Annotated in this window: 21 protein-coding genes; 7 read left to right on the top strand and 14 right to left on the bottom strand. The window is 41.3% G+C overall.

Going from position 1 to position 18,404, the window contains the following annotated elements:
• Window positions 1-51 precede the first annotated feature (51 nt).
• The 10 genes from AABK37_RS04855 to AABK37_RS04810 form a co-directional block, all read right to left on the bottom strand.
• Window positions 52-477, bottom strand: coding sequence for an HNH endonuclease (locus AABK37_RS04855; protein WP_432550472.1), 426 nt, complete (start codon window positions 475-477; stop codon window positions 52-54).
• Window positions 478-483: 6 nt separating this feature from the next.
• Complete coding sequence (locus AABK37_RS04850) at window positions 484-885, bottom strand: hypothetical protein (protein WP_432550471.1); 402 nt, start codon at window positions 883-885, stop codon at window positions 484-486.
• Window positions 886-1,160: 275 nt separating this feature from the next.
• Window positions 1,161-3,092, bottom strand: coding sequence for an Hsp70 family protein (locus AABK37_RS04845; protein ID WP_432550470.1), 1,932 nt, complete (start codon window positions 3,090-3,092; stop codon window positions 1,161-1,163).
• A 7-nt stretch (window positions 3,093-3,099) separates the two neighbouring features.
• Entirely contained in the window at window positions 3,100-4,011 is a 912-nt protein-coding gene (locus tag AABK37_RS04840; RefSeq protein WP_432550469.1) for a hypothetical protein, read from the bottom strand.
• A 393-nt stretch (window positions 4,012-4,404) separates the two neighbouring features.
• On the bottom strand, window positions 4,405-4,623 hold the full coding sequence (locus AABK37_RS04835; protein WP_432550468.1) for an element excision factor XisH family protein: 219 nt from the start codon (window positions 4,621-4,623) through the stop codon (window positions 4,405-4,407).
• Window positions 4,624-4,674: 51 nt separating this feature from the next.
• Complete coding sequence (locus AABK37_RS04830) at window positions 4,675-4,872, bottom strand: hypothetical protein (RefSeq protein WP_432550467.1); 198 nt, start codon at window positions 4,870-4,872, stop codon at window positions 4,675-4,677.
• Window positions 4,873-5,027: 155 nt separating this feature from the next.
• Window positions 5,028-5,942: a DMT family transporter gene (locus AABK37_RS04825; RefSeq protein ID WP_432550466.1), complete on the bottom strand. Its 915-nt coding sequence runs from the start codon at window positions 5,940-5,942 to the stop codon at window positions 5,028-5,030.
• Between the two features lie 246 nt (window positions 5,943-6,188).
• Window positions 6,189-6,320, bottom strand: a complete 132-nt coding sequence (locus AABK37_RS04820; RefSeq protein ID WP_432550465.1) for a hypothetical protein — start codon at window positions 6,318-6,320, stop codon at window positions 6,189-6,191.
• A 74-nt stretch (window positions 6,321-6,394) separates the two neighbouring features.
• On the bottom strand, window positions 6,395-6,730 hold the full coding sequence (locus AABK37_RS04815) for a XisI protein (RefSeq protein ID WP_432550464.1): 336 nt from the start codon (window positions 6,728-6,730) through the stop codon (window positions 6,395-6,397).
• A 161-nt stretch (window positions 6,731-6,891) separates the two neighbouring features.
• The gene (locus tag AABK37_RS04810; protein ID WP_432550463.1) at window positions 6,892-7,008 is read right to left on the bottom strand and encodes an element excision factor XisH family protein; all 117 of its coding nucleotides are present in this window, start codon (window positions 7,006-7,008) and stop codon (window positions 6,892-6,894) included.
• Between the two features lie 399 nt (window positions 7,009-7,407).
• Here AABK37_RS04810 and AABK37_RS04805 point away from each other — a divergent pair, with 399 nt between their 5' ends.
• Window positions 7,408-7,602 carry a plasmid partition protein ParG gene (locus tag AABK37_RS04805; protein WP_432550462.1) on the top strand — a complete coding sequence of 65 codons (195 nt, stop codon included), beginning with the start codon at window positions 7,408-7,410 and terminating at the stop codon, window positions 7,600-7,602.
• A gap of 201 nt (window positions 7,603-7,803) precedes the next feature.
• Here AABK37_RS04805 and crtO read toward each other — a convergent pair whose 3' ends face one another.
• From crtO to AABK37_RS04785, 4 genes are all read right to left on the bottom strand, one after another.
• Window positions 7,804-9,483 carry a beta-carotene ketolase CrtO gene (gene crtO / locus AABK37_RS04800; RefSeq protein WP_432550461.1) on the bottom strand — a complete coding sequence of 560 codons (1,680 nt, stop codon included), beginning with the start codon at window positions 9,481-9,483 and terminating at the stop codon, window positions 7,804-7,806.
• 193 nt (window positions 9,484-9,676) lie between these two features.
• Window positions 9,677-10,570, bottom strand: a complete 894-nt coding sequence (locus tag AABK37_RS04795; RefSeq protein ID WP_432550460.1) for an LmeA family phospholipid-binding protein — start codon at window positions 10,568-10,570, stop codon at window positions 9,677-9,679.
• A 66-nt stretch (window positions 10,571-10,636) separates the two neighbouring features.
• Entirely contained in the window at window positions 10,637-11,950 is a 1,314-nt protein-coding gene (locus tag AABK37_RS04790; protein WP_432550459.1) for a cytochrome P450, read from the bottom strand.
• A 320-nt stretch (window positions 11,951-12,270) separates the two neighbouring features.
• Window positions 12,271-13,644 carry a cytochrome P450 gene (locus AABK37_RS04785; protein WP_432550458.1) on the bottom strand — a complete coding sequence of 458 codons (1,374 nt, stop codon included), beginning with the start codon at window positions 13,642-13,644 and terminating at the stop codon, window positions 12,271-12,273.
• Between the two features lie 197 nt (window positions 13,645-13,841).
• On the opposite strand from AABK37_RS04785, the gene AABK37_RS04780 reads away from it, so the two are divergent.
• The 6 genes from AABK37_RS04780 to AABK37_RS04755 all read left to right on the top strand — a co-directional run.
• Window positions 13,842-16,067 (top strand): phosphoketolase, encoded by a 2,226-nt coding sequence (locus AABK37_RS04780; RefSeq protein WP_432550457.1) that lies wholly within the window; start codon window positions 13,842-13,844, stop codon window positions 16,065-16,067.
• A gap of 97 nt (window positions 16,068-16,164) precedes the next feature.
• Window positions 16,165-16,560: a hypothetical protein gene (locus AABK37_RS04775; RefSeq protein ID WP_432550456.1), complete on the top strand. Its 396-nt coding sequence runs from the start codon at window positions 16,165-16,167 to the stop codon at window positions 16,558-16,560.
• A 498-nt stretch (window positions 16,561-17,058) separates the two neighbouring features.
• Window positions 17,059-17,367, top strand: coding sequence for a PIN domain-containing protein (locus AABK37_RS04770; RefSeq protein WP_432550546.1), 309 nt, complete (start codon window positions 17,059-17,061; stop codon window positions 17,365-17,367).
• A gap of 101 nt (window positions 17,368-17,468) precedes the next feature.
• A complete protein-coding gene (locus tag AABK37_RS04765; protein ID WP_432550455.1) occupies window positions 17,469-17,687 on the top strand; it encodes a type II toxin-antitoxin system HicB family antitoxin in 219 nt (72 codons plus the stop codon).
• Entirely contained in the window at window positions 17,688-17,906 is a 219-nt protein-coding gene (locus AABK37_RS04760) for a type II toxin-antitoxin system HicA family toxin (protein WP_432550454.1), read from the top strand.
• Window positions 17,907-17,948: 42 nt separating this feature from the next.
• A partial coding sequence (locus AABK37_RS04755; protein WP_432550453.1) for a Uma2 family endonuclease occupies window positions 17,949-18,404 on the top strand: 456 nt, incomplete at its 3' end.

Genomic DNA, 18,404 nt, shown 5'->3' with positions numbered 1-18,404 from the left:
GGTTATATAATCAAAACTCAGGCATTTGTTTAATTAAACTTTTGTCCGCAATCAATCGCTAGGAGGATGCCAACCGCAGATTACCCAGCGGCTGCGAGCAACAATGATAACTGCGTTATTCATTCGCATTCCGCAAATTGTAGCCCTACCAATAGCAGTTAGACCTTCAACTCTTGTACCATCAGCACTCCAGGCAAAATGCTCAGACCATTTCTGTGTGCGGGGATTGAATAGAAACATAGTTTCTCCTGTCAAAGGGTCTATTGCTTCAGTTGCGTCACCTTTAAATTCATTGCATGAACGACAAGCTAAACAAACGTTCTCAAAAGTTGTTTCGCCACCTTTAGAGACGGGCTGAATATGCTCGTGCGTCATGGTAATCCCGCTATTTGCTTCAGTTGTCAAGCAATAGCAACAACGCCCTTTGTCACTATTTGCAATTTTATTTCGTAAGCTTTCAGGAATATATGTAGACACGATAATTTAAGGAGTTGGCACACTGTATCCCCGCCAGCGGAGTAATACTGCTGCTTGAGCTTTACGCAACATAAAAAGGTCAGCTTCATGCCGCAGTGCCATTAGTTCTAAACGTTCCGCTTCAGTAAGTGTACCGTTAGAATTACCTTCAAGCAGTATATTGTATCGTTCCATGTTGGCTGCTGTTTTGCAACTGTGGACAATTTGCCAGAGGGTATTGTCATCTAGTTTGTCTAATGCCGCAAGGTCAGCTTGAAACTCTTCGGGAACATCATCCCATACCGGGGGGCTACCTACTTGTAAAGCATGGAGAATTATTTCTTCTAGAGGACGCTGAGTAGCACGCGCAGTATTGACTAAGCGTTGATAGAGGATTTCTGGAATTTGAAGTGTAATTTCAGCTAACATATTTAGTTATTACCTTACTCAGCCTCCTATAATTTATCAAGTTTGGACTGCAAAGAGCGGAAGATGCCAGACAACCGCATCACCAAGCCCCGTTGGGGCGGGTGTGGGGTGTGGGGTGTGGGGTGTAGGGAAAGAGCCAGCCCCAACAACCGCTATCGTCACTTATCCCCGCCCTATAAGAGGGCGCTTGCGTTGGTCTATCTTCAGAAGCCCCAGCATGTGCCGTCTCTTCCCCTACACCCCACACCCTACCCCCTACACCCTGTTGTTCACCGCTATTGAATCAGAATTATTGCCTCTTCAACTTTCGTAGAAAGAGCTTTTTGCAGTCCTTGCCCAACTTTCTCAATCAGTTGCTCAAAAGCCTCTTGATTCGCTGTCAGTTGTTCTCGAAAAATCTTCTCTAACTCAGGCTTTATTGAAACGCACATATCGTCAATTTTCCTGTCGCTCAAAAAAGTAGAACGCATCCAACTGGGGACATCAATATTTGTCTTAATTGCCTCTTTGACACTTTTGCGATTTAGCTCCATTCCTGCTGCCATTACTGAAGCTCCATACACTAGTGCAATAGGCAAAGTCAAGTGTCCGGTTAGTATTAGAGTGATGATGCTAGCGAGAGTGCCTCCACCAATTACTACATTGACGATAAACGCCACTGTGTCGGCAAGGATAGCATCTCCAATTCGTAATTCTGGGTTGACAAAAGTTGGATCGATGCTATCTTCAAATCTTAAACTGCTTCTGGGTATCTGATACTTTCGACATATTGGGTCGGTTTCTGCGGCTAAGTCGGGTTGGATTTTATTGTTAAACCAACTGATACATTGATTGTTAATTATTTGCTGAACAGAATCGCTTATTAACCACTGCTCTGCCCGACTCTTCATAGATGTTTCTAAATCGGCTAAAGTCCGTATTTTGTTTTTCTGCCAGTCTTTCAAATTTTGTTTAACTGCCTTTTCAATCAAATCATCTGCTAACGGCTTAGTTAACGATTGAATTAACTCTGGAATATGTTTCTCAATCAGATTTTTGAGTAAGTTTTCGTCAAACAATTTGTTGACTTCTTGTTTGAAAGCAGTGGCACGCAGATCCCATCGTCCTACTCGCGCTAAACCCAGCGCAATACACCGTTCTGGTTCCGGATCGGGTCGAAGAAGCGTTTCTGGTTCGCTAAACATTTCTTGACAAATTTGGTGCGTAAACTTCATGCGAGATGCACCCCCGGTCATCAACACAAGTTTCGGCACGATGTCTTGTTTATCCAGCTTTTCTTTTGCCTCGCTGACAGCTTCTTTGAACGATTGAATCCAACTTTTTTGTTTTAATTGGGGTAAAGGTTGGTTCAATATTTCCTCCATAATCAATTTATTAACTTGGGGAATAAAATAAATTTGTTCGTTAATAGACTCGAAGCCACGCGCAAATGATTCAGAATCGCTGTATAGTTGTTCATTAGAAAAGTAATCTTCCTTAGCTTTGCGACAGGCAAGTTCACAACGAGCTTGATGATGTGGATATTGGGCAAATACTTTTTCAAGTAAGGATGATTGCTCGTGTTTGGCAACAGTGTGGGCAAAAATAGCCTTGTCAATTAAAGATGCTCCCAAAGCGTTACTCCCGAAATCTATCGGGACTTCGTGTAAGCTTTTAACCAGGGTAAAATCTGTAGTCGAAGAACCAATATCGACAATTAGCACTGATGATTTGAGTTTGTCATACTCCAGCTTACCGGCTTCCTTGGCTTGCATGAAAGCAGCCCGCGATTCCGGTACAACATTCAGCTGGGGAATGCCAGCTGATTGAAGTAGCTTTTGGTATTCTTCTCGTTCGCTAACAGACCATCCAGAAGGGCAACCAACGTAAAAATAGTCACTTTCTCCACCTTCAATTTGTTTGCTTTCTTTCAAAAGGTGGTAGTAGGTTGCTAGAAAAGTGGTAATTGTTTCTCGATATTTTGGATCGTTGTTTGGTTTTTCCTTGAAAGAAATTTTCAAGCTTGTAACACCAGCTTGAATTAACGCTTGTTCTCCGACAAGATAACCAAGTTTGGGATGCCAACCAAGAGCCGTAATTTGGTTCTTCTTATTATTAATTTCAAGCATCTCTGGGGGTTCGATGCTCTCCACTATAGCTTTAGCTACAGCTGTTTCACCGTGTCCCAAATCAAAACCGATTGTTTCTAATGTTTTTAAAATAGACATACTCTTATTATTTGTTATTCTCGGTTATTGGGGTGGATGCTGGCTCAATTACCCGTCCGCGTCTCAGCAAGCGATCGCCTTTCAACAACGCAGGAGTTATAGTCACGTAATCTTTGGTGTCAGGGTCGATACTTGGCTCGAAGTCAAAATACTGGCGATCGCTATCGGCATCGTTTGGTCGGTAAATCTGAGCAAAAATTCCCTGCTCCATTAAAACCTGTGGTAGAAGTTTTGTTAGTGCGATCGTCATTTCTGGTTTATTAAGTTTTGATGCGCCCATTAGCCTTTGAATAAAATTCAATAACTCTGGCAGTTCTTCTATGCTGCGATCGTCTTCATTTTTGTTTTCTTCTTTTACTCTAGCGACTGCTAGGTCAATCGTGTTGAGAGCATCGGCAAGGTTATCTAAAAGCACTTTGCTATCAACCCGTAAAATAGGTTGGGGTAATTTTAATATCTCAGTTGAATTATTTTCGTACTTGTCTTTTTCGAGTTGAAGCACAACTTCCAACCCTAGAAGCACAGAGGTTAGCAAGATAGCCATCCATGCAAAAGGGCTAGTTTTAGTCAAGGAAAATAACGAACTTAAGATACCTATATAAATTAGTCCCTTTAGCAGTTTTAGGATTAACCTGTTAGGGGAAAACTTACTAGCTTGGTTAATAATTTGCTTTTGCTCTGTTGGAGCGATTTGAGCAAAGTTAGCCGCAGCAAGAGTGGCAATGGACTGCCGCAGCGTATCCAAAAAAAAGGAAGCCAAACGTACTTGAGCTACATTTAACTCGCTGATGTAAATTCTTTCAAAGTTATCGAGTCGGTTCTGAACCAGCTTAACTACCTGCTCGACGCTGATTATTTTGTCAATATCTGTCTCAAGTTGGTTGCGTTCTTCGCTAAAAAGTTTTAAAAGTGTTTTCATCGCATCAAGACTTTAAAGTTACTAATAAGTAGAATAATTTAAAGCATCCGCACTTAAAATGATTCTGTAATATCAAGTCAGGTTAATCACTTATAGGACTTACGCACGAGTCACGAATAACGTAGACGCGCAAGCGGCTTGCCGAAGGCTACCGCAGAGAACGCAGAGAAGCCAGTGCGTTGCGGAGCCAGTTGCGTGCGGAGGTTCCCTCCGTTGAGCAATCTGGCGTTGGGGTTCCCCCCGTTGTAGCACCTGGCGCGACACGGAGGAATGAGAGGAACGAGAGGTCTAACAGCGTAAGTCCTGATTTATAAAACATTATTGCTTACACAACGAGCGTAGAGCGATCGCATGTTGCAAGCGTTGCGCGGCAATCTCCGAAGTTGATATAATTTATTCCAAGTCGTCAATATTAAAACGATCAACCAAACTTTTAATTTCTACTGCTATTTTGGGTTCTGCATTTTCAGCAGCTATAAGTTGCTCTGCTTGCAGGTCAACATATAAATTTTTTTTGCCTAACTCAAGTTTAAATGGGTCGTGGGTAATCGTACATCTATCCTTGAGTAGGACATTTTTAAAAGTATTGTGGTAGATGTCGCGTGAAGGCATTTAAATTTCTCTTATTGACTTAATTTTATGGCAGGCGATCGCTTCTCCAACTTAAGTATCCTCTGTTACATCAAACACGACTTTTAACTGTACATCGGGCATGGTGCGACGAAGAAACAGAAGATGTCCGTCTGCATTGTTTGTAGTGAGCCAGCGCGGTCTTCTCCCAAAGGGAGAGGCTAGCGCCAAGGGGAGGCAGTGCGTTGGGCGGGTTTCCCGACTTGAAGCACCTGCCGTGGTCTCCCCCATGAGCGACTGGCGAGGAGCGTTCGCGCAGCGTCTCGAAGAGAAGGGTGAGCGGTTTACCGCTCAAACCTTTGTTCATCATTCAGTTTCTCGCGCAGTGTGGCTAATTTTGGTTTTACTGGGTTTTAATTCAAGTCCGATTTGTTTTAACCAATCCTCTACTTACTTTTCGATATAAATACTAGACCACCTAGCACAAGTAAGCCACCAGGAACAAGTAGAGGTGATGGAACTTCTTTTAAGATTAGATAGGCAAAAACGACAGCAAATATAGGTTCCACCAGTAACACTGTGGTAGTAAGAATTGGTGGTAGACGACGTGATGCTATTGCATAACCTAATGTTGGAATAGCAGTACAAATGATTCCTAGTCCGGCAAATGCAACTAAAACTTGCTGGTCTAACACAATTGTTTTAATAGCGTTAGGAACGACGGCTGTTACTGCCCATAAAACTATGCTACCTAAGGCAAGAGTTAGAAGTGTAACTATTTTCTCGTCAGGTGCTTGCCCGCGTTGGTTGAGCAGCCTAAATCTGAAAGCGTAATAAGCCATCAATAATGCAACAAGAAGTGCCAGTCCATTACCTAAGAGACGGTGCAAGGTAGCTGTTTCGGTAGTAGAGAATTCCGGAACCAGGATGAAAGTAATGCCTAGAAGCGCAAACAAAATCCCTAACGATTCATTTTTCTGAATCTTCTCTCGATTCAAAAGCTTATAGACAACTACGAACAACGGCGCAGTACTCATCAGGAGAGTTACTTCTCCTACTGGTGCCATTTGGAAAGCAGTAGTGCCTAGAGTGCAACAACCAACAACAATAACACTCATATGCCAATACTCGGCATACTGTAGCGAACGAATAAAAGTTATACGGTCTTTTTGAAGAAGCCATAACAAGGGCATCATAACAACAAGAGCTACTGTAAACCTTCCTGCAACAATACAATAAGCAGAAATATCAGGTAATAAACGTATAAATATTCCTGCAAGACTCCAGCCACTAGCAGTTAGTAAAGCTGCTGCTACGCCAATACTATCGAATGTGTTTGAGTGCTTTGAGTTGATTTTCATTTGATGGCAGTATTATTGTTGCGATTTTTTTGGATTCTCGTGCAATTTTGGTGATGGGTTTTAAGGCAGAAGGTAGAGAGCATCTATGCTGAAGTAAAAAGCACGAAGAAGTAAAAAAGAAAATTTTAATCAAGGCATATGGCGTTGACTGCATAACTAACGTTTAGATGTCAAGCCTAAGCTTAGTTTATACGGTTATGTGAGGACATCCCTAACTATTTAAGCTAATCGCAGCGTAGACGGCTTTCACCGCTTCAGCCGCTTTTTCTCTATCAATTCTCTCAGTTGAAAATGCAATTTTTCGCCACTTTCCCGATAAACTGGAATTAAAGCTTCTTGCTCAGGTGTCAGTTTGGTAATAATTTCATTCAGGGACATAAGGTGTTATTTTAGTAAACAAAAAGGCAGTAGCCCTGTTTAAAAGTATTCCCATATCAAGATCGAAAGTACCCTTATGCCACAGCGTATCCTGTATACTGCCTAAGTTCAGGTTCTCTAAAACCTAATACAATGTGGTCTTTAGGAATTCCAGCTTTTGTCAAGTCATCGGCTATACCATGTTCAGTTCCGTCGCGCTGAATCCAGATTTTGCCATTAATGATGTCGATATGAACTATACAACCATGAACCCTGCGTTCTCCATCCCATCCCACATTTAGCAGTAAATAACGGTTATTTGTACTATCAAAAACAACTTCGCTTTTAATGTCACCGTATGCATAGGGAATAGCAGCATACTCGGAAAGAATCTTCAGGGTAATTTGCCGATAACTTTCTAGGGTATCCATTTGAGAATAAGCTCTGTGTGAGGGTCAAATACAATTAACTTGACACGACCTTTATTTAATAATAGTTTACCAAGTAGTGAGGGCTAAAGTCTTTAAAACTCTTTGTTTGAGCGCTTCAGCGCTCACTACGAAGTAAGAATAAATTTTATATTTAATTTCGCTTACGTACTTAAATCTTTTTTACCCCACTCAAGTCTGAGAGGATCGTGAGTAATCGTCCATCCATCTTTGAGTAGGGCATTTTTGACAGTGTTGTGGTAAATATCGCGTGAAGGCATTTAAATTTCTCTTATTGACTTAATTTTATGCCATGCGATCGCTTCTCCACCCTAAGCATCCTCTGTTACATCAAACACGACTTTTAACTGTACATCAGGCATGGTGCGACGAAGAAACAGAAGATGTCCATCTGCGTTACTACCTAATACGGAATCTGGCAATGATAACCCATTGATTACTGTCCAATAGACGAGCGATCGCCCAGTTGTTCAAGCGGTTTCTGTAAGACATAATTAGATTTGCTCTCTTTTGTGGGAGTAAAGCCAGTCCAGTGCTTACCAGGCTTCGGGACTGGCTTTTTATTATTTTAGTATTATAGTACTAAAGTATTTTAGTATAAAAATCTGAGATAGTGCTTCTATGCTTTATGGTTTTGTCAGGTAGTAACAATGCTTCTAATGCCACGAGACCAATTCAAAGCTTATGTAGAGCGACAACTACAGCGACGTTTTAAGGCGATCGTTGCCTATCAAGGTAAAGATATAAGTCAAGTGATATCAGAACTGATAGAGGAATGGGTTAAGCAGAACGAACCTCAAATGCTAGAGGAGTTACAACCAAAGCAAGAGCGATCAAAAGACAACCAACCTTGATTAGACCTTTTGCACTCATTCCTAAATTTCCTCTCTTTCTCTGCGCCTCTGCGACAAGTGCGTGAGGCAAAATAATATTTATGCAAGAGGTCTATTCAATAGCCGAAGCAGAAAATAAAATCCCCCCAGCGCCAAAAAAAGCTGAGGGGAAGTAACATACGTAGACAATGGTGCGTTACTTTGTTAACGCACCCTACTTAACTAATTAATCTTAAACGTTGACAGAATCGAGTCTCGCGCATCCTTCAAAGTCTGAGTAATTGGATGCTTATTCTGCAAGAAAACTCGCGCACAATTGCGTCCCGGCATCCCAGAAATTGAACCACCTGGATGAGTTCCCGCACCAGTTAAAAAGAGATTATCAATTGGCGTTTTGTAATTCGCTATTTCTGGCAAGGGACGGAAAAATATCATTTGATCTAGGGTCATATCAATGTGGTAATAATTACCTTTATATGCTCCCAATCTTTCACCTAATTCGGCTGGACTTTCGACGCGACGAGCTATAGTGGCGTTTTTCACATTAGGTGAATACTGCGCCAATTTATCAACTACCCTGTCAGCAACTTTGTTTTTCAATTCATCAGTCCAACCCGTACCTTTTAAACCTGTACCTTCTGCGCCGGCGATTTGATAGGGTGCAAAAAACTCAATCCAGACTGTATGTTTGCCTGGTGGTGCTAATGATGGATCTAACGCGCTTGGCATCACCACATACATAGATGGGTCAGAATCGGGAATCTCTCCCAAAGTACATTTACTATGTGCTTGTTCAACGTGAGTGACGGAATCTGCAATTAAGATAGAACCAATCAAATACTCATCTTTGTGTTCGTGGTGTTCAAAACGTAGCGGTTCATCTAAAGCTAAATCTATCTTTAGGATAGTTTCGTTGTTGTTAACGATGCGGCGTTCTAATCTTTCCCATAAATCTGGATCGACTGCATCAATATCGTTTTTATCGGTCATTTGTAAAAATAACCGTTTGGCATCGATATTAGAAATTACGCCGTGTTTAGCGCGATATTCTTTACCACCAGCAACCCGCACACCAACGGCTTTATTATCGTCAATTATCACTTTGTCAACGTGCTGATCTGTGAGGATAACACCGCCTTTGCTGGTAACTAAATTTACTAATGCTTGCACTAGTGCGCCAGTACCACCGCGAGGTCTAGCCATACCTGGGTCGTGACGCATTGCCATCATAATTGCACCAATGGCGATCGTTTTTTGTGAAGGTGGGGCACCGAGTTCAGCTGCAAGTCTTGCTAGGGGTGCTTTGAGAAATTCTGAATCAAACCACTCGTTAAGGATATCCTCAGCGCTGGTTAGCATGGTGCGAACAAAGTCCAGCGTTTTCGATGGGGAACCAATGACAGAAAATAAATCTTTTATCTTTGCGATGTCATAGTTGCCCAAAATATCTAAAACTGACTTTGGTGGTGCATTGAACATGGGAATCATTGCCCCTAGCGCGTGCTGCCAGTATTTTGTATATTCTGCATATTTTTTGGCATCGCGATCGCTATAACGAGCAATTTCTGCACAAGTCTTTTCTAAAGACTTATGTCCTAAGAAATATTTGCCATCAGGATGGGGACAAAATGTAACTGGATCGCATTCTAAATATTCCAATCCATATTTTTCTAATTCTAATTCTTGAATAACTGGTCCTAGGTGAATAAATTCGTGGTCGATCGCGCAGAGATTAAATTTAAAACCCGGTGCTTCTGGTATACATTCTTCAGTTGTCGCTGCACCACCGGGAACAGAACGCTTTTCTAGTAGCAATACGCTATAACCAGCTTTCAACAGATAAGCTGCACAAACCAGCCCATTATGTCCTGCACCGATAATAACTACATCATAGGTTTCCATAATTGCAATATTGAATTAAGTAACTCTTTTAATATTACAAAAGGTTAATAATAAATTACATCAATCGGCAGTTATATAAATCACATTTTATTGTAAACAAAAACAAAGTATCAATATAAAAGCACAAAGTAACGCAGAAGTAAATGTCTAATACATTCCTCTGCGTTCAGTCGATGCGGATTAAGTCTTCATTTCACATTGTAGGTATTTGCTTGATATAAGTTTCTACCAAAGTTTTTATGCTTTCCTTTTGCACTTCCATATTTTTGATTTGGAACGCCATACCCTCAAATTGAATGTATGGTAAATTCACAAGTTCTTTTACCTTCTGCATTAATGCCGTAACTATTTCAAATGAAATGCCATCTCCTTCAGTGCAAGTGAAACTTTCCAGCATTATTGGTTGCGTCTGCGTGCGTGGGCGAAGCAATGCCGTGAAACTTAACTGGTTAGTATTACCTTTTTCGTGTATTGATACCGTTCCATTAAATTTCATTTTGCCGTCGCCAGGTAAAAACATTTGTATTTCTTGCGGCTTCAAACTGACAATTTCACCATCTACATTCAAATCAAAAGTTGGCATTTGGCTGCGAATGTAGTTTGATGTCAAGGCACGGTTAATATCTGCTTCTTTTAATACAACGCGAGCTATACTTTTTACTGGTTGGTTCAGTTCAACTTCGCCAAAAATAGCACTGAAGAGATTGATATCAACTTTATCCGTTTGCAGTACTAATTCTTCTAGACGGACATCTTTTTGCACCACAAGTCCCTTACCTGAAAAAGAAACTCCATCCGCTTGTCCTTGAAGTAGTTTCCACAGATCGCTTTGCACATCTACTTCTATTTTATCTGCTTGATCCAATTGGCTAGACATCTGCATTTCTGCTGCTTTGCTAACCGCTTGTTCTTCCAAGCGTTGCTCGTCGTGCATGGCTTGCCAATCTCCTTGTATGCTGTTACTCGTTAATCTAGACGTTGGCGAGCTAAAAGCGTATCTGCAATAGGGAATATGCAACTTGGGAGAGTGGGGGAGGGGGAGAGTGGGGGAGGGGGAGAGGGGGGGACAAGGGGGACAATTAACCACTAACTACTAACTACTAACTCATCACTCCTAACTCCTCGTACAGACGTTCCAATGGAACGTCTGTACCTAACTCCTAACTTGCATCCGCACACCACCACTAGGGACTATGGTAATACCTCGGCGTGTTGGATGTACCGGACGATTATTAGTAAGTGCTAGCTGAAAATTTGACAATATTGTGGCTACTATTAACTTCATTTCATACATGGAAAATGCTGCACCTATGCAACCTCGATAACCACCGCCAAAAGGTAGATATTCATAAGCGGAAAATTTAGAGTTGAGAAATCTTTCTGGTTGAAATTTCTCTGGTTCTGGATAAGTTTCGCTGCGGCGATGTGCTAAATAAATGCAGGGTACTAAAATTGTGCCAGATGTATATTTTTTCCCGGCAATTTCCACTTTATCTTTTACCATTCGCGGTGTACATATTAAGGCAATGGGAAAAATTCGCAGTGTTTCTTGACAAACAGCAGTCAGGTAAGGAAGTTGCGCTAAAACTTCAGGGTTTGATGTATCAGTTACATCTAATTCCTGCATTAACTTATCTTTTACTTCTGGATGCGCGTGAATTAAATAAAATACCCACGCCAACACCGCTGCTGTAGTTTCATAACCTAATAGCAATAGCGAAACTAATTGATCGCGTAATTCTTCATCTGTCATTTGCTGTCCGTTTTCGTCACGCGCTGACATTAGCAAACTGAGAATATCTGTACGCGTTGCATCATTTTCTAAACGTCTTTCCGAAATTTCTGCATATATAAGCTTGTCTATTTCTTCTCGCCTTTTGAGATAATTTCCCCAAGGACTCCACGCGCCTAAATTCTTTTGCAAGGGGGGAAAGAAAAATAAGCTGGAATACAAAGGTTTAGTGACATCTTCTAATAAAGAAGTCAATTGTTCCTTTAATTGTTGGTAACGCGCACCCGGACTAATACCGAATACTACTTGTAAGATAATTTGTAAAGTAATATCTGGCATAACTTTCTGCATAGATATTACTGTACCGACTTGCCAACTTTTAATTACATCTTCAGTAATTTGACAAATTAATTCACCGTAAGATTTTAAGCGATCGCCATGAAAAGGCGGCATCAATAACTGTCTTTGACGATTGTGCGATCGCGTCTCCTGCAAAACAATCGACTTCTCCCCAAACAGCGGCTTAAATACATGAGTTGCCTTCTGAAAATCCAACTCCTTCGCCGGCACCGCAAAACATTCATAAATTGCATCCGGATGACTAAAAAACACCACCGGCGGCGAATTTATCCCCAAAACCCTAACACTAAAAACATCCCCATACTTAACAGCACACCCATCCAAAAACCGCGTCGGATTAGCAATCAATTGCAACGTTTGTAACAAAGACGTCATAATAAAACTTTATTCACTCTCTCTTCTCTTACCTCTGTGCCTTTGGCGCCTCTGCGGTTCGTTTTCTAGAAATTCCCCTTCGTGTCCTTTGCGTCTAGCCTTCTCCTTCGGAGACGCTACGCGAACGGCAACGCCAAGGGCGAACGTGGTTAAATAATATATTTAAACCGCGTTCACCCTTGGTGTCTCCGAAGGAGAAGACACGAAGAGCGCAAAGAAAGAAAAACCTTATTTTACGCTGTTAGTTTAACAGGGCTATGCAGGCACGGCACACCCTAACAAAGCCTTAAAAATATATCAAAATCCCCTCAATTAAAAACTCAACCAGAGATAGATGACAAAGCCGGATATTTAACCTCACGCTTACCCTTAACAACCATTTGAATCGGGCGATCCGGACCACTCACCAAACCACGGCGCTTAGGTCGCACATCACGATTATCCACTAACGCCAAATCCAAATTAGAAAGAATCTTCGCCAATACCACCTTCATTTCAAACTGGGCAAACGCCATACCAATACAGCGCCTAGCACCTCCCCCAAAAGGCAGATATTCATACGCCGAAAATTGTCTTTCTAAAAAGCGCTCAGGCTTAAACCGTTTCGGTTCTGGATATAAATCCTCCCGCTGGTGCGTCAAATAAATCGAGCCAATAACCACCGTATCCGGTTCAAGTTGATGACCGCACAGCGATAAAGGTGTTTTCACAACGCGGGGAAAGTTCAGCATCCCCACAGGATAAATTCGCAAAGTTTCGCTGTAAACGGCGTTAAGATAAGGCAATTTGAAAATCATACTCGAATCTGGATTTTCGCCCAAACTATCTAGTTCTTGCAACAGCTTTTCTTTAACTGCTGGTAGCTTGTGAATCCAGTACAATGCCCAAGTTAGCGCAGTAGCTGTAGTTTCGTGACCTGCAAACAACATTGTGATCAATTCATCACGCAACTCTTCATTTGTCATCGGTTCACCAGCTTCATCTCGCGCTGCCATCAACAAACTGAGGATATCTGTACGCGATGAATCTGCTTGAAGACGACGTTCTTCAATTTCCTCGTTTATGAGTTGGTGAAGTCGCTGACGACGACGGAGAAATTTTCCCCAAGAACTAGAAGGACCCCAATCTTTTTGTATAGCGGGAAAATAAAGCTCAACAGCTCTCCAAACAGAACCTCCATCCTCTAGCATCAGACACAAAATTTTCTCTAGTTCTTGAGCGCGAGGACTGTCATACAGTCCAAATACGACTTGCATAATTGTCCGCATGGTAATGGTTTGCATTGCCAACCGAACAGTGAAAGGTTTGTCTGTTTGCCACTGACTGATGATTTGCTCTGTAATATTACTAATTGCTTGACCATAGGTTCGCATCCTGTCACCATGAAAAGGAGGCATTAATAATTGGCGCTGACGCCGATGCACTTCACCGCTGACGGTGATGACAGAATGCTTTCCTAGCAGAGGTTCAAAAACCGTGTTCCAGTCACTAGGAGCTGCAAATTCCTTTGTATCGCTAGTTAACATCTGCTGTAGCGCTTGAGGGTTACTAACAAATACCGCAGGAACATTCAAATTCAAGGTAAAGATGTCACCATAGCGCTTGGCACAGGTTTCCATAAATGACATGGGAGTGAAAACCCATTGAAGCATCTGTACCAGCGCTGGGGTTTGCGGACCATTTGGTAATTTCATAAGCTCCAGTTTGTGGGGTTTATTCTTTTTTGCCACTGAAACAAAGGTAAAATAATTAAGTTTTGTTGCGTTTAGATTTAAGCTAATTATCTTTACGTTGTGAAAGAGTCATAAATTGTTACAACATGAAAGTTGTAAAATTCTTGTTAACTTGTTGAGCATTTACAGCATCTCCTTTTATTTACAAGGTACTGAGCATGACTGCAATCACACCAAAAGCAACTTCAGCGTCTCCGGATTTTTGCGAGGGAATTCAATATTTTGGGTCAGCGTTGCCAGATTTTGAAACTTATGGGGGAACACCTGCGATCGCCGAAGATAAAATAGCGATCGCCAATCCTGAAGATGCAGCAGCAGTATATCAGACTTTGCTTGCAGCTGATGCCTTACGTTATTTAACGTTACAAATTACTGGTTCTAAAGCTTCCGGACACCCAGGTGGATTTGCTTCGCAAGCGGAAGCTTATGCAGCGTTGGTCATGCTGGGTCATAAGAACATTATCACGGAAGTGGGACACCACGCCCCTGGATTTTATAGTGCGATGTTCTTGGATCGTTCGCTAGAGGACATGGGGATATATACAGTGCAGGAATTGCGCGATCGCTTCCGCGAAAAGCACGGACTTTTAGGACACCTTTCCGGCTACATTCCCGGTATTCTCGCACCCGCAGGACCTTTGGGACAAGGGCAACACTTTGCCATGTCAGCAGCAAAGCTGCATCAAGATAAGCTGTTTCCCTTCACTGTTGGGGATGGTGGATTGGGTGAACCCTACATCATTAGTTCGATGGCACACTTCAATACAGCTTTTCCCAGCGTCACCAACTTCTTGCCAGTGTTGGTGTGGAACGGTTACAGCCAGGAGCATCATAGCATGGTTTCCCTGAAAACCAACGAACAGATGATCGCATACTGGCAAGGTAACGGTTTTGCCGAAGTTGTATTAGTCGATGCCAAAGACTTTGATGACCAAAATCAAACAGGCGATTATGTTGATAGTACCGCCTTTTCGTTTGAACAAAGATTAGCTTTTATCAAAGCCGTATTAACTGGTATAGATAAAGCTGCTAAATCTGCACTTGGCGGTAAACTTACCGTGTTTATTATTAAACAATTGAAAGGTGCAGGAGTTCACGCCAGAGGAGCAAAATCACACAATTTATATCCTAAAGATACGCTAGACGCTCCTCATATTATAAGTGCATTGCAAGGGCGTGCATTGTCAGCAGAAGCTTGGCAATTAGTGCGAACAAATGCGGAACGCGCTGGTGGTGGACCCGCTGCGAAAACAGTTGTTACAGAATTTGAATTAGAATTGCCAGAATTAGGCGAATTGCCTTTAGAAGAATATGCTGTGGGTGGCGAATCAAAAATTTCCACAACCGCGATGGGGAGATTAGTAGGAATAGTTGGACAGAAAGATAAAAATTTCCTCGTCACCAACGCTGATGGAAATGAAGCATCAGGAATTGCCAACATAAATCAAGCATTAAAGATTATCCACCCGACAACAGATGACTTATACAACCAAGCACCAAACGGACAAGTTTATGAACCTTTAAGTGAAGATGCTTGTGCAGGTTTAGCAGTTGGTTTGTCGTTAATGGGTGCGAGAACTTTATGGTGTTCTTATGAATCTTTTGCCATTAACGGTTTACCAATTTGGCAAACTGTAATCCAAGCAATGGCAGAATTGCGTCGTCCCACTCCCTCGACAATCACTTTATTTACTGCTGGTGCTTTAGAGCAAGGACGCAACGGATGGACTCACCAACGTCCAGAAATTGAAGCTTACTTTGCTTCGATGATGCGAAATGGCAATGTATTCCCACTTTTTCCACCTGATGCTAACAGTATCCAAGTTTGTTATGACTGGGCATTGAAAACCAAAAATAAGGGAATTGTAATTACTGCAAGTAAGTCACCTTTGCCAATTAGAACAACTTTTGAACAAACTCATAAAGGGTTACGCGATGGTGCTGTGTTGTTGCATGAAGTCGAATCTAATCAAGGTGGAAGTAAGAAAGTTGTCTTTGCTGTCATTGGTGATATGACATTAATGCCAGTATTTGAAGCCGCAGCTTTCTTAGAAACTGAAGGTCTTGGTGTGAAGATAATTTCTGTTATTAATCCCCGTCGTTTATATCGTCCTGATGATACAGCTTGGGATACTTGTTCTGAACCCGATGGTGACTTTTTGAATGATGAAGAATTTGCGGAATTATTTGCAGGTGATGCGTTGATTGGTGTGACTGGTGGTGCGAGTGCGATGCTGGAACCAATAATGTTAAGAAGTACTTGCAAGCGCGATACTTTCGCGTGGAAGCGTGGGGAAACTACAGCGAGTGCTGGTGAGTTGATGGCGTTTAATGGTTTGACAGCGCAAGCTTTAGCGAAGCGGGGAATTGAGTTAGTGCATTAAGAGTTATTACCCCTGCTTGGATATTACTAGGTGGGGGTAAATTTTTCAGCAACTTAGGTGTAAAATTTAGTGACTATAAACAATTTAGGTACAGTATATGAAGCGCACGAATGATACAGGCGTATCCAAGCTTTATACATTTGATGAATTGCGTGAAAAAGTTGAATTAGAGAGGTGTGAAAGACTTAAAAATGGAGTTGTAAATGATGATTTTCGTGTCTACTTTCAAAAAAGCAATCTTACTATTCAAATAGAAGAGAATGGAAAAAATTTTTATGAAATTGACCTTGAGCAATGCAATAATTCTGATGATTTACTTGATTGGATATTCCATATTCATAGTAAAACTTGGGGGCAATCAGGTGGCTTATTAGCTGCTATTTTACTCGTACTTAAAGATGCTTGTCAGGAAATACATCGAGAAAGTGCTAGAACCCTATTTACCCCTGGTCAAAAAATTGACTGGCGCAATCCAAAGCTTCTTAAGCGATAGAGTTTAACTATTTTACATAAAGTATGGTGGTGGATATTGACTACTTTTTTAAGCAATGTCCACTTTATTTTTTAGATTTAAAAATACTGTATAAAACTGTTAAAGCAAAAAAGCGAACACAATTCCCGGCTACACAAACAAATTTCGGCTTCGCCCCTCAGACTGGAAGTCTGGGGCTAGACGAACAAAGTCCGCGCAGGCGGACTTTAATGTTTTGAAACCTGCGATCGCCTGGTTTTGTTCGTATATCCGGGTGCGTCGTTAGGCACATAAATTACATGATTTAACAAAGCGCGATCGCATCAATTTATCACTCTTGCATGAGCAATTTCTCTACTACTAATAGGACGAACTTGTACTGCAAATAATGAAACAATTGCCACAGTTTCGCCATCCAATGTCACAAATTCAACTTCATACCTTCGCCACCTTGATGTACCAACATAACAGTACCCATATCACCTTTTTCTAAACCGTACGGAAGTAGGATCAAATCAAATTTCCATTTGTGTCATCACAGCAGCCGAGTTGTACTATGGTGCATACAATTCCAATCGAGTAACAGAAAATCTAACTCGTGCAGAACAATTTATTCAAAACTTACCTGTTGTACCTTTAAGCGATTCTGCTGTTAAGCGCTTTGGCGAATTAAAAGTGGAACTACGTAGAATAGGACAACCGATTGCTGAATTTAATTTATTAATTGCTAGTGTTGCACTTACAGAAAATTACATTTTAGTTACTAATAATACTCGTCACTACGTTCGCATTACCGAGCTGCAATTGGAAAACTGGACTTTTCCCTAAAAACATCAGGGATGCTTTTAAATAATAGGAAAAAGTAGCGCGATCGCCTTTTTTTCGCGTTAAATTTATTGTATGTACTCAATTATTAAAGATTGATTATTATGAAATTCCAAGTAATTTTCACATTTGATCCAGAATATCAAGGTTATGTTGCTGAAGTTCCTGAACTTCCCGGCTGTGTAAGCCAAGGTAAAACATTAGATGAGGCAATTGAAAATATTAAGGATGCCATTAGAGGTTATCTTCACGTTCAAGCCAAGCATGGCAAACCATATGTAGCTAAAGAATTACAAACCTTTATCGGGGAAGTTTTAGTATAAATGGGACGTTTATCAAATATTTCCGGTAAAGAAGCTGTTAAAATTTTTCAAAAATTTGGCTATGTATTGGATCATCAAACTGGAAGCCACATGATACTTTGGCACGAATCAAAACCAACCTTGTCAATTCCTAATCATCGGGAATTAGCACCTGGTTTACTAAGAAGTTTGATTCGACAAGCAGAAATTACAGTAGATGAATTCCTAGATAATAAATGAAAACCAAAAGAAAGTGCGTAGTTTACTGCCGCAGGCATCGCTATGACTCCACAACTCGCAGATAAAGTCACCACACTCAAAGAACAGCAATTTCTCCTACCTGGTTATTATACTTGGGAAGAATTTGAAAAAATAGAAGCTTTAACGGCATCGCCTGCTTTAAGGATAACTTATCTGGATGGATATATACAGTTTATGACTTTGGGTGAAGAACATGAAATGCTGAAAACCATTATTGGTTTTTTGCTAGAACTCTATTTGTGCGAAATGAGTATAAATTTTATCCCTGTAGGTAGCGCTACTCGTCGTTCTCAAGAAAAAGGTGCTTCATTTGAACCTGATGAATCTTATTATTTAAGAGAAAAGAAAGAAAATCCCGATTTAGCAATTGAAATTAATATAGCAATTCTCGGTTACGTGAGGTACACCCGTAGGGGCACGGCACTGCCGTGCCCCTACACGCGACGATATAATGTTGTACCGCATCTGAATGGGAAC

The sequence above is a fragment of the Tolypothrix sp. VBCCA 56010 genome (assembly GCF_050875635.1).
In the GTDB taxonomy this organism is placed as follows: Bacteria; Cyanobacteriota; Cyanobacteriia; order Cyanobacteriales; family Nostocaceae; genus Hassallia.
This window is presented reverse-complemented; position numbering and strand designations above follow the sequence as displayed.